Source organism: Shewanella sp. SP1S2-4 (assembly GCF_031932075.1).
GTDB classification, from domain to species: domain Bacteria; phylum Pseudomonadota; class Gammaproteobacteria; order Enterobacterales; family Shewanellaceae; genus Shewanella; species Shewanella baltica.
In genome coordinates, this window is the sequence record NZ_JAUOET010000004.1 from 12,772 (window position 1) to 23,501 (window position 10,730).

Annotated in this window: 11 protein-coding genes; all 11 read right to left on the reverse strand. The window is 43.6% G+C overall.

Going from position 1 to position 10,730, the window contains the following annotated elements; genetic code table 11:
* Positions 1-6: 6 nt before the first annotated feature.
* Positions 7-2,106 carry a flagellar biosynthesis protein FlhA gene (flhA, locus tag Q4Q52_RS06095; protein ID WP_220590724.1) on the reverse strand — a complete coding sequence of 700 codons (2,100 nt, stop codon included), beginning with the start codon at positions 2,104-2,106 and terminating at the stop codon, positions 7-9.
* 184 nt (positions 2,107-2,290) lie between these two features.
* Positions 2,291-3,421 carry a flagellar biosynthesis protein FlhB gene (gene flhB / locus Q4Q52_RS06100; protein WP_220590725.1) on the reverse strand — a complete coding sequence of 377 codons (1,131 nt, stop codon included), beginning with the start codon at positions 3,419-3,421 and terminating at the stop codon, positions 2,291-2,293.
* An 18-nt stretch (positions 3,422-3,439) separates the two neighbouring features.
* Positions 3,440-4,237, reverse strand: a complete 798-nt coding sequence (fliR, locus tag Q4Q52_RS06105) for a flagellar biosynthetic protein FliR (protein ID WP_220590726.1) — start codon at positions 4,235-4,237, stop codon at positions 3,440-3,442.
* Between the two features lie 4 nt (positions 4,238-4,241).
* Positions 4,242-4,511 carry a flagellar biosynthesis protein FliQ gene (gene fliQ, locus Q4Q52_RS06110; protein WP_006082394.1) on the reverse strand — a complete coding sequence of 90 codons (270 nt, stop codon included), beginning with the start codon at positions 4,509-4,511 and terminating at the stop codon, positions 4,242-4,244.
* 18 nt (positions 4,512-4,529) lie between these two features.
* Entirely contained in the window at positions 4,530-5,276 is a 747-nt protein-coding gene (gene fliP / locus Q4Q52_RS06115; RefSeq protein ID WP_311990100.1) for a flagellar type III secretion system pore protein FliP, read from the reverse strand.
* Positions 5,273-5,701, reverse strand: a complete 429-nt coding sequence (gene fliO / locus Q4Q52_RS06120; protein ID WP_063884843.1) for a flagellar biosynthetic protein FliO — start codon at positions 5,699-5,701, stop codon at positions 5,273-5,275. Before fliO ends, fliP begins: the two co-directional genes overlap by 4 nt.
* Before the next feature lie 29 nt (positions 5,702-5,730).
* Positions 5,731-6,111, reverse strand: coding sequence for a flagellar motor switch protein FliN (gene fliN, locus Q4Q52_RS06125; protein ID WP_028761182.1), 381 nt, complete (start codon positions 6,109-6,111; stop codon positions 5,731-5,733).
* Positions 6,112-6,122: 11 nt separating this feature from the next.
* Positions 6,123-7,154 (reverse strand): flagellar motor switch protein FliM, encoded by a 1,032-nt coding sequence (gene fliM / locus Q4Q52_RS06130; protein ID WP_063884842.1) that lies wholly within the window; start codon positions 7,152-7,154, stop codon positions 6,123-6,125.
* Between the two features lie 48 nt (positions 7,155-7,202).
* The gene (gene fliL / locus Q4Q52_RS06135; protein WP_063884841.1) at positions 7,203-7,730 is read right to left on the reverse strand and encodes a flagellar basal body-associated protein FliL; all 528 of its coding nucleotides are present in this window, start codon (positions 7,728-7,730) and stop codon (positions 7,203-7,205) included.
* An 88-nt stretch (positions 7,731-7,818) separates the two neighbouring features.
* The gene (locus Q4Q52_RS06140) at positions 7,819-10,008 is read right to left on the reverse strand and encodes a flagellar hook-length control protein FliK (protein WP_311990101.1); all 2,190 of its coding nucleotides are present in this window, start codon (positions 10,006-10,008) and stop codon (positions 7,819-7,821) included.
* Positions 10,009-10,267: 259 nt separating this feature from the next.
* Entirely contained in the window at positions 10,268-10,714 is a 447-nt protein-coding gene (fliJ, locus tag Q4Q52_RS06145) for a flagellar export protein FliJ (protein WP_006082402.1), read from the reverse strand.
* Positions 10,715-10,730 lie beyond the last annotated feature (16 nt).

Here is a 10,730-nt window from a genome sequence, read left to right on the forward strand (position 1 = left end):
CGTCCTCTACTGGCCGACTGCAGATACGATACGTATTTGCTTCTCATCAGGTATTTCTTGATACGAAATGACTCTGAGATTAGGAATAGTATGTTTAACAAAGCGTGACAGCGTCGCGCGTAACATACCTGACGTCAACAATATGGCGGGTTGTCCGACCATTTCTTGCTTCTGAGCCGCATCGGCAAGGGACTGCTGCATGCGTTCTGCAAGACCGGGTTCAATATTTGGACCATCACCACCAGTTGCTTGCATTGATTGATGCAACATCTGTTCCAACTCTGGCGCCAATGTAATGACGGGGATTTCTAACTCTGGACCAGAGATCTCTTGGACTATCATACGTTTCAATGCGATACGTACTGCAGCGGTCAAAACTTCAGTGTCATTACTCTTAGTGCCGTATTCTAACAAAGTTTGCACTATTGTACGCAAGTCTCTGACTGAAACCCCTTCATTTAACAGGTTCTGCATCACTTTTACGACATGCCCGAGTGGCATGACATCAGGAATAAAGCCATCCACCAGTTTAGGCGAGTGTTTCGCAAGCATATCCATCAGTTGTTGCACTTCTTCGTAACCTAACAACTTTGCAGCATTATTGGTCAGCAATTGGCTAATATGGGTTGCTACAACCGTAGCGGCATCAACAACCGTATACCCTAATGTTTGGGCATGCTCACGTAATTCAGGGGCAATCCATACCGCTTCAAGACCAAAAGCTGGGTCACGCGTTTCAATACCATCGAGCTTGCCATAGACTTGGCCAGGGTTAATCGCCAATTCGCAGTCGTGTCGAATATCCGCCTCACCAACAACTACGCCCATTAATGAAATGCGATAGGCATTAGGCGACAAATCTAAATTATCGCGAATATGCACTGCTGGCACTAAGAAGCCCAGTTCTTGGGATAACTTTTTACGTACGCCTTTGATACGGCTTAATAACTCGCCACCTTGACCTTTATCGACCAGCGGAATTAAACGATATCCCACCTCAAGCCCAATAGTATCAACATGATGCACATCATCCCAGCCCAACTCTTTAGGCTCCTTATCTTGCCTCTCTACAGGGCCAGACTTAACTTGCTCTAGGGCTTTAATGCGTTTTGATTCATTACGCTTATAGACAAAATAAGCGGCACCTGCCGTCATAAAAGCAAAACTTAAGAACGCCATATGCGGCATGCCAGGAACGATTCCCATGACAAATAGGACTCCAGCAGCGATACCCAATGACTTATGACTGTCAAACATCTGACTCATCATCATTTGGCCCATATCACCGGATTCATTTTGACGGGTCACCATCAATGCTGCTGCGATTGACAATAATAACCCAGGGATCTGCGCCACTAGACCATCACCGATAGTCAGCAAGGTATAAATTTCAACCGCTTCAGAAAAACTTAAGCCATGCTGAACAATACCTATGATGAAACCACCTAAGATGTTGATCACTAGAATCATGATACCCGCAACGGCATCACCTTTTACAAATTTTGAAGCACCGTCCATCGCACCATAGAAATCCGCTTCACGGGTCACTTCTGCTCGACGTAATCTTGCTTGTTCTTGATTCAAAGTACCGGCATTTAGGTCGGCATCAATTGCCATTTGCTTACCAGGCATAGCATCTAAGGTAAAGCGGGCACTCACTTCAGCAATACGACCAGCACCTTTAGTCACTACCGCAAAGTTGATAATAATCAAAATGATAAAGACAACCAAGCCAACGGCATAGTTACCGCCAATCACCACGGAACCGAAGGCTTCAATCACCTTACCTGCTGCATCGCCACCATTATGGCCCTCGAGTAATACCACACGAGTTGAAGCAACGTTCAGTGCAAGGCGAAGTAATGTCGCCACAAGTAATACCGTTGGAAAGGCGGCAAAATCTAACGGCCTATCGGTATAAATTGCGACTAACAATACGATGAGCGCTAAGGCTATGTTGAATGAGAAAAGTATGTCTAATAAGAATGGAGGAATAGGTAAAACAATCATGGCCAATGCAGCAAGCACAACCATAGGCGTACCAATGCCTTTGAGTGAGCTCAGCCGCATTTGTTTTACTTGACCAAGAGTCGCTTTAACATCCATTCGCTATAACCTAAATTTTGACGTGTAAGAAGCGAAAAGCAAAAAACACGCCAACAAAATCAACCTGACTAATTAAGGAGAATTATACCTATGACTCATTGATATAAAGAAGAAATAATATTGGAACATTCATATAAAGTGACATCATCTTGTGTATCACTCACAAGTGTCAGATGCTGCAAACTTAATATTTCAATTCATCAGGAATGGGCTGATTAAGCGGAACTGGAATAGGTTTACGACCGCGTCCTTTCTGATATTGGCGTAACTGGAATACATAGGCCAAAATCTGTGCCACAGCAGTAAACAATCCTTCGGGGATTTGTTGATCCAACTTAGTCGTATGGTATATTGCTCTCGCAAGCGGCGGTGCAGATACAATGGCTACATCATGGGCGCGGGCAATCTCACGAATTTTAAATGCGACGTCATCAACGCCTTTAGCGATGACAAAGGGTGCAGCGGAGCGTTTTACATCGTATTTAATCGCTACTGCAAAATGCTCAGGGTTAACAACGATGACATCGGCATTGGGTACTTCAGCCATCATTCTGCGCTGAGCCAACTCATGCTGCATCTGCCTTACTCGCGATTTCACTTCAGGCTTCCCTTCAGTGTCTTTATATTCATCCTTTACTTCTTGTTTGGTCATCTTAAGTTGCTTGTTGTGATTCCAAATTTGGAACGGCACGTCGATGACGACAATCAATAAAATAGAGGAACACAACAGGATAAACATCCACACAAGTAAATCTAATGCGTGGTAAATATTACCAGGAAGATGATCACTAGATAGCAACATAATATCATTGAAGTAAAAGCTCAGTAATAAATACGCAGAAAATGCCACCACAGAAAACTTGGCAATCCCCTTCGTCAGCTCAACTAACGCCTGCACACCGAACATGCGCTTCAAACCTGCGACTGGGCTCATTTTACTGGCCTTAGGCATCATGGCTTGGGTAGAGAAATTCATCCCGCCAAGGGATATATTGCCAATGAAAGCGACAACCACAATTAACAGCATAATTTTTGCCATGGGCCAGGCGATTTCGCTCGCGACAACGCCCCATACATTAAACATTTCTTCAGTATCAAAAATTTGCGCCCTGTCCATGGTGAAAACAGTCTCAAATACCCGAGTTAAACTTGTGGCTAGACTTGGACCTAACATATAAAAGCCACATGCAGCGGAAATTAATACCGCTGCTGTACCGAGTTCTTTCGAACGCGCAATTTGTCCTTTTTCCCGCGCCTGTTCGAGACGTCTCCCAGTGGGTTCCTCACTGCGTTCACCGCTTGACTCTTCAGCCATGGGCTGCTCCTAATACCGTCATATCAAACCATCGGCGTTACATTGAAGCGCTAACATATCGCAAAGCAGCACTTGAGCCGCAGTCCACACTTCATCAAAATGGGCCATAACAGGTGTTAAGGTTAACCAGAGAATAAACAATCCGCCAATCATAGTGATCGGAAAACCAATAGAGAAAATATTTAATTGCGGCGCGGCGCGGGTCATCACACCGAAGGACAAGTTCACTAATAACAAGGCAATAATCGCGGATATCGACATAGTTAATGCCGCACCAAACATATACGAGCCCCAATCTGCTAAAGCACGGTAGCTAGTGAGGGTTAATCCTTGATTAGAAATGGGTAGGGTCTCAAAACTCGCCACCAACATACGGATCATCAATAGATGTCCATCGACGGCTAAGAAGATTAATGTCGCCAATAATAGAAAAAAGTTACCAATAACGGGTGTTTGCTGACCCGAACCAGGATCAACCATAGAAGCAAACCCGAGACTGGTTTGCATACCAATAATCTGGCCGGTTAATACGAAAACTTGCATCACCATTTGAGTCACAAACCCCATGGCAACACCAATAATGATTTGCTGCGCAGTAATAAATACTGCACTGAGTGAAAATAGATCGGCATTTTGAACAGGAGGAAGGACTGGTGCTATCGCAAAGGTAATCGCCATGGCTAATAGTAAGCGCACACGAGTTGGAGTGGTTGCGGCCCCAAATACCACCATCACCATTAACATGCTAGCAACCCGAAACAGTGGCCACATATAAGCGGCAATGGTCTGCATTAACGTATCGAGCAGCAGCTCCATTGGATTAGCCTATTACTTGCGGGATGCGATTAACCATCTCGACAAAAAAGTCCATTAGGGTTTCAACTAACCAATGTCCCATGAACATCAAACCGAAAAGTGTCACTAACAATCGCGGTAGAAAACTTAAAGTTTGCTCGTTAATCGAAGTCGCGGCTTGAAACACGGCGACAATCAAACCAATACCCAGCCCAGGTAATACAATTGCAGACACCATCATGACAATAACAGCGAGAGCCTCACGAAAAATATCAATTAGCGCCTCTGGACTCATTTGCATATTCTCCCTTGGCTACCCGAAACTATTCGCTAATGTCCCTAGGACTAAGCTCCAACCATCGACGAGCACAAACAGCATGATCTTAAATGGTAGCGACACTATCATAGGGGATAACATCATCATACCCATGGCCATTAAGATACTGGCCACCACTAGATCTAACACTAAAAACGGCACGAACAACATAAAACCAATTTGAAAAGCTGTTTTTAGCTCGCTGGTAATAAAGGCGGGTATCAGCACGCTCATCGGGGCTTCTTCGGGCGACTTAATGTTTTTGTAGCCTGAAATTTCGATAAAAGTTTTTAAGTCTGTGGTCCTAACTTGACCTAACATAAAGCTTCTTATTGGTTCTTTACCTTTTTCGAACGCTTGCTGCAGGGTTAACTGCTCCTCAATGTAAGGCTTAACCCCTTCGTCATAAATCCGGTCAAATACCGGCGCCATAATAAAAAAGGTCATGAATAAACTCATGCCAATTAATACTTGATTGGAAGGTGTTTGTTGTAAGCCAATAGCTTGACGTAATATAGACAGAACAATGATGATCCGCGTGAAAGAGGTCAACATGATGAGCATCGCAGGTAAAAAACTCAGCGATGTCATCAGCAGTAAAATCTGCATTGTGACTGAGTATTCTGTGGAGCCGTCTGGTCCTGTTATTACAGTCACTGCAGGCAAAACACCATCAGCGGCCCATGCCGACGGCATGCATAACAGAATAACTAAGCCAACTAACGCGAGGATACGTGTTGTCATTGTTTTAATTTCGCCTGACGTAGCCGACTCGCAAAGGAATCAGACTCTATATGAATAGGTTCAACTAACTTATCAATCAAACTCACCTGCTGCGAGCTAACGCCAAGTAAATATTGCTGCTCCCCCACCTGCACTAAGACTAAACGCTCTTTCTGACCGAGCGAAGTCACGGCTATGGTTTTTAAAACACCGTTGGTCGTAGGAACTAAATTGAACCGTCTTAATAAATAAGCTAACGCAAAAATTAAGAGTAAAACCAGAATTAAGCCACCTAACATACTCGCTAGGGTTGCGACTTGGGAAGGTTCAGCCATTTTTGCGGCCGAAGATGTCACAGCTGTTACGCCTTGAGTACTATCGCCTACAAGACTCTCAGTTTTTGCTTGAGATACTGCAGCTAAACTGAGTATTACCGATATGGTCATTCTGGTTCCAACTTTCGTTGATGAGACAATTATTTAAGCTTTTTAATTCGCTCGGTTTGACTGATCACATCGGTTAAACGAATACCGAATTTATCGTTTACAACCACAACCTCACCATGCGCAATCAGCGTACCGTTAACCATCACATCTAAAGGTTCACCCGCAACTCTGTCGAGCTCAACCACAGAACCTTGGTTTAACTGCAACAAGTTACGAATACTGATATAGCTACGGCCCACTTCCATAGAGATAGTGACGGGGATATCTAAAATAGTGTCTAATTTCGCCGCTTCTGCTTTAGAGATAGGTCTCGAATCATCAACTAATTCATCGAGCTCAATCGCGTTAGCTTCTTCTAAAGCTTGTTCTGCCATTGCTGCAGCCCAATCATCCGTATCGTCTGTGCTCATCTTACTTCACCTTATAATTCTGATATATCGCGAGATTTACCCTTGCGCGTCACTAATTGTAGCTCGGATTTAACGGTTTCTGGCCGAGGGATCTTTTCATATATTTTAAGTGCTAGGTTATCTCTAGAACGGCCCATTTTACAACGATATGTCGGTAAATCCTCGATTTTCATCATAATATATTCCGGTAACTCAATCGGAATAATATCGCCCGCTTTAAAATTCATCACATCTTTGAGCGTTAATTCATGTTCCACAATGTTGGCATCGAACCCGACCTTCACATCCATGATTTCATCATGCAATGCCTGCGACCAACGCATGTCAGTATCTTGCTTATCACTTTGAACACCCGCATCGAGCAACTCGCGAATCGGCTCAATCATGGAATACGGCATAGTGATATGGAAATCACCGCCACCACCATCAACTTCAATATGGAATGAGTTAATCACGACAACTTCAGTAGGACTGACAATGTTGGCCATGGCAGGATTGACTTCTGAGTCCAAATAATCGAACTCCACATCCATCACCGGTGCCCACGCATCTTTATAATCTTCAAAAATTATTTTAAGCAATAGCTGTACGATACGTCTCTCAGTAGGCGTAAATTCCCGCCCTTCGATCTTGGCATGGAAACGGCCATCTCCCCCAAAGAAGTTATCCACTAGGATGAACACCAATCTGGCTTCCATTGTGATCAATGCTGTACCTTTGAGCGGACTAAAACGTACCATATTCAGACTAGTAGGAACGAATAGCGTATGTACATACTCTCCAAACTTGAGCATCTGTACACCGTTGATCGACACTTCAGCAGCGCGACGCATCATATTAAACATACTGATCCGCAAATGACGTGCAAAACGCTCATTCACAATTTCCAGCGTCGGCATACGCCCACGAACAATGCGATCTTGGGAAGAGAAATCGTAGGAACGCGCATCATGACCAGCGGAATCAATTTCGTCATCATCATCGACGTCATCAACCCCGTGCAAGAGTGCATCAATCTCGTCTTGGCTTAATAAATCACTCACTATATTGCCTTCGCCTCTTTAGATTACTTACCCACTATCAGTAAAGGGTTATTGCATCACAAAACCAGTAAACAGCACTTTCTCGACAACTTTACGGCCAGTGACCGACTGCAGGGTATTTTGCACGCTTAAGAGTGCTAACTGGCGTAATTCATCTTTACCCGCTTGCGTACTGAGTTTTTGCACATCTGCGCCACTGAAAGTCGTTAAAAGCGCATCTTCAATCAGCGGAATGTGTTTTTGTGTCAGCACATCATCATCTGTGCCACGTACCATTAACTGTACTTTAATCTCAACTAAACGAGCGCGATCAGGGCCAGGCAGGTTAAACAAAAAAGGACGTGGCATAGGCACATAGGATGCGGTAGTCAGCGCACCACTTTCAGCAGGAGTTTCTGTTTGTACGGCTCCGTCAGTTGACGTCGTGGCGTCCTCAGAACTACTACCAAGGAAAAACCATAGGGCACCGGCAATAAGCAGTGCAACTAAAACCCCCACTCCAATAAAAATAAAGAGCTTTTTTTTACTTTTGGGAGCTTCGGTGTTCTCAAGTTCTAACGATTCTTCCTTAGCCATTCACTATTCTCTTTAATTTAGGCAGAAACTCTTACGTTTTATTAATATGAAAACGTAACTATATAAGTCATCGCTATAGGTTACCTACTTAAGCGTAATAATCTATACCTGAATTTACACTAGAAGCTTGATTTAAACCTAAATGTAGCTCTTCTGCCGAGATTTCATCCACATCAGCCCCACTTGAACCGCCACCGTCGCCAAAACTTCCCTCTCGACGTTCACCTTGGCCACCTTGAGACACATGGCTATCCGCTAATTGCATCCCTTGCTCCTGCAGTAACTCGCGTAATCTTGGCATAGCTTGTTCAACTAAATCACGCGTCTGTGTCTGAGTGACATGGAACTGTACTTGGGTCTGATCGCCATGCACTTGAATTTTTACCAGCATATGTCCAAGCTCAGGGGGATCGAGCCTAATTTCAGCATGTTGAATACCTTGACTCACCATAGTGATCAACTGTTGCTTCATCACAGGTGAAAACCGTTGGATCATCTCTTGCATTTGGTTTTGTTGTTCGACACCTTGGCGTAATGACAACTGAACTTGCATCGTTTCCTGACGATTGACTTGTAGTGGCGTCGATGACTGAGCTAAAGCAGAAAATGACTTAATGTCAGTCGTTGATACCTTGTCTTCATCCCCCATAATGAATGGCTTAGCGTCTCTTTGAGCATCGAGTGTCACACTGTACTTCGCATCCTTTAGCAAAGTACCCGCATCCATTGCTACTTTTGAAACATCAACATTGATCTCGGTATCAGTCATTGCGCTATCCTTCGGATCAACTGCGTTACCTAAGATATTCTGTGTATCCAGTGTTGTAACTATAGGCTGAACTTCTACTTTGCTAACCGCAATATCGACATTAGCATTTCGGCTTACTTGCTGGGGTATCGTAATCTCAACATTGCGAACTGTTGGTTTATTACTCTCTACAGAAACAGTATCAGCATCGACCTCGTCCGTGCTAGAAGTATCAATCAGCTTGGAGCTTGCCAAGTCCAATGTATCAACTATTTCATCAGCGATTAAAGATGTTGCAGACATTTCATTCTTAGTAGTCGATGGCGCTAGGGTTTCAGACCGCAAAGTTTGACTCGCAGGGCTAAACTTCAACATTGATTCATCTACGTCGTCAGAAGTTCGCAGTGCCTCAGAATTAAGATCCAACCTTGCTCCCCGCAGTTCAGCGTTTACACTCGCAACTTGATTCGCATATTTATCAGTTGAAAATGATTTATCGTCTTTAAGTTCAGTCACATCAGCGTCTTTCAATATCACGCTTTCTAAAATTTTTGATGGTGCTGTTTCTGCTGCATTTTCAAGCTCTGATAAGTCTAAACTTTCAGATATTTTACTGTTCGGCGAAATGACTTGTGCCTTGAGAGAGGCGGAATGTGATTCAAGGCTTTTATCCATAGACGACTGTGATTTTAATGCCTCTACCGCCTCATCAAGTAAAACTTTCTTCCCCTGTATTGCTTCAACAGATAATTCGTCGGCTGCGTCTTTGTCAGCCCGTATATTTTCAATTGGCAATGCCTCTACTGATATTTTAGTCGCTAACAATCTTTCTTTGGGTAATACCTCTACTGATACTTTATCCGTAGACACATTATTAGTGCTATCAGTCTCATCTGATGACGCAGTATTTAGTTGAAACTGGTCAGTTAACTTTTTGAGTTCTGAGGAAAATGAAATGTCAGTATCTAACATCTTTTGTAGGCCCGATAGCTCGCCATTTGAGGACTTGCTATTACTTTTCTCAGTTGCCAGGTTAACTTCACTTGACGTTAAAATATCAGCCTTACCTTGCGCTGAGCCTGAGATGTCGACAACTGGAAGCTCAGTGTTCATCGCTTTCATTGATGCTTGTATACCCGTCAACTCAACGGTACTGAGAGCATCGCTTTCCAACAAAGTATCACCAGACTCATTATTGTCCTCTTGGGAAGAGCCAAACGGCAAACTCTCTCCCTCTGATGCCGTTTTCTTCATGTCATTTGCCATACTGATCTGGGCGAAGATAAGATTAACGTCAGCGTCATCCGTTGATATGTCTTTATCTTTTACTTTATCAGTAGAGGCGATCTGCACTTTATCGTCAGTATTCGCGACAGCCTTTTTAGGCGCGGAAATAGAAAATGAGCTAGCGGAGACAGACGCAAGTGTAGATGAAAAGTCTTCATTATTAGACTCTTGGGAAGATGTCTTAGCGGAATTGGCCGCAGAGTTGCCTGTTTTACTCAACAGGATATTGGTCATTTGTTGCATAAGTGCTCCCAAACATCACCCAGCAGAAAAAGAAAATGGCTAGGTAGAAACGTCAATTAAACACTGCGGTTGCAGGGTCATGGACTAAATCAAAGCAAATAAGATGCCAAAACTTCAGTTTTTACTGCGGCATATTGAAAAGAATAAAACTCAGGGAAAAAAGTCGAACAAATGTTCTGCACCATAAGCGGCAACAGAAAACTGAACTCATAGAGGTTAGTGAATGGCAAAGATACCGATCATTTAACGCACCATTACACTAACGCTGATGACGGCGATAAAACTGCTGAGAAGCAAATTCATCGGTCATTTTCTGCTCCCGTTTTTGTTCAACAACTTGGCGCTTCTTCTCTTTACTCGCTAAGAGTAATTCCACAGCCTTACGTTTTTTTTGTTTTTCCAACCAATGCTGTTGTCGATATTCTTTTTGTTTTTCACCGTCGGCTACAACGCGATTTTGCTGAGTAATAGCGTCATCAATCTGACGAATAAAGCGATGAAACTGGTGATAGTGACTGGCACTAATGGCTTGGCCTTGCTGGGATTGCATTTGCTTCATGTATTCTAAGCGATAGTTATTGAGTGCACTGAGTTGATTCAGCCGTTTTTGACACTCTAACTGCGCCGACTTTAACAATAACGCCGCTTGTTCTTCGGCATCATTGGCGAGCTTTAACACTAACAACAAGGGATCGGCGTTAGCCATACTAGACCTCGATTAA

What these genes read in the sequence shown, in the direction of transcription:
- flhA (WP_220590724.1), bottom strand. Translation starts at nt 2,106, where the DNA reads ATGGATGTTAAAGCGACTCTTGGTCAAGTAAAACAAATGCGGCTGAGC.
- flhB (WP_220590725.1), bottom strand. Translation starts at nt 3,421, where the DNA reads ATGGCTGAAGAGTCAAGCGGTGAACGCAGTGAGGAACCCACTGGGAGA.
- fliR (WP_220590726.1), bottom strand. Translation starts at nt 4,237, where the DNA reads ATGGAGCTGCTGCTCGATACGTTAATGCAGACCATTGCCGCTTATATG.
- fliQ (WP_006082394.1), bottom strand. Translation starts at nt 4,511, where the DNA reads ATGAGTCCAGAGGCGCTAATTGATATTTTTCGTGAGGCTCTCGCTGTT.
- fliP (WP_311990100.1), bottom strand. Translation starts at nt 5,276, where the DNA reads ATGACAACACGTATCCTCGCGTTAGTTGGCTTAGTTATTCTGTTATGC.
- fliO (WP_063884843.1), bottom strand. Translation starts at nt 5,701, where the DNA reads ATGACCATATCGGTAATACTCAGTTTAGCTGCAGTATCTCAAGCAAAA.
- fliN (WP_028761182.1), bottom strand. Translation starts at nt 6,111, where the DNA reads ATGAGCACAGACGATACGGATGATTGGGCTGCAGCAATGGCAGAACAA.
- fliL (WP_063884841.1), bottom strand. Translation starts at nt 7,730, where the DNA reads ATGGCTAAGGAAGAATCGTTAGAACTTGAGAACACCGAAGCTCCCAAA.
- Q4Q52_RS06140 (WP_311990101.1), bottom strand. Translation starts at nt 10,008, where the DNA reads ATGCAACAAATGACCAATATCCTGTTGAGTAAAACAGGCAACTCTGCG.
- fliJ (WP_006082402.1), bottom strand. Translation starts at nt 10,714, where the DNA reads ATGGCTAACGCCGATCCCTTGTTGTTAGTGTTAAAGCTCGCCAATGAT.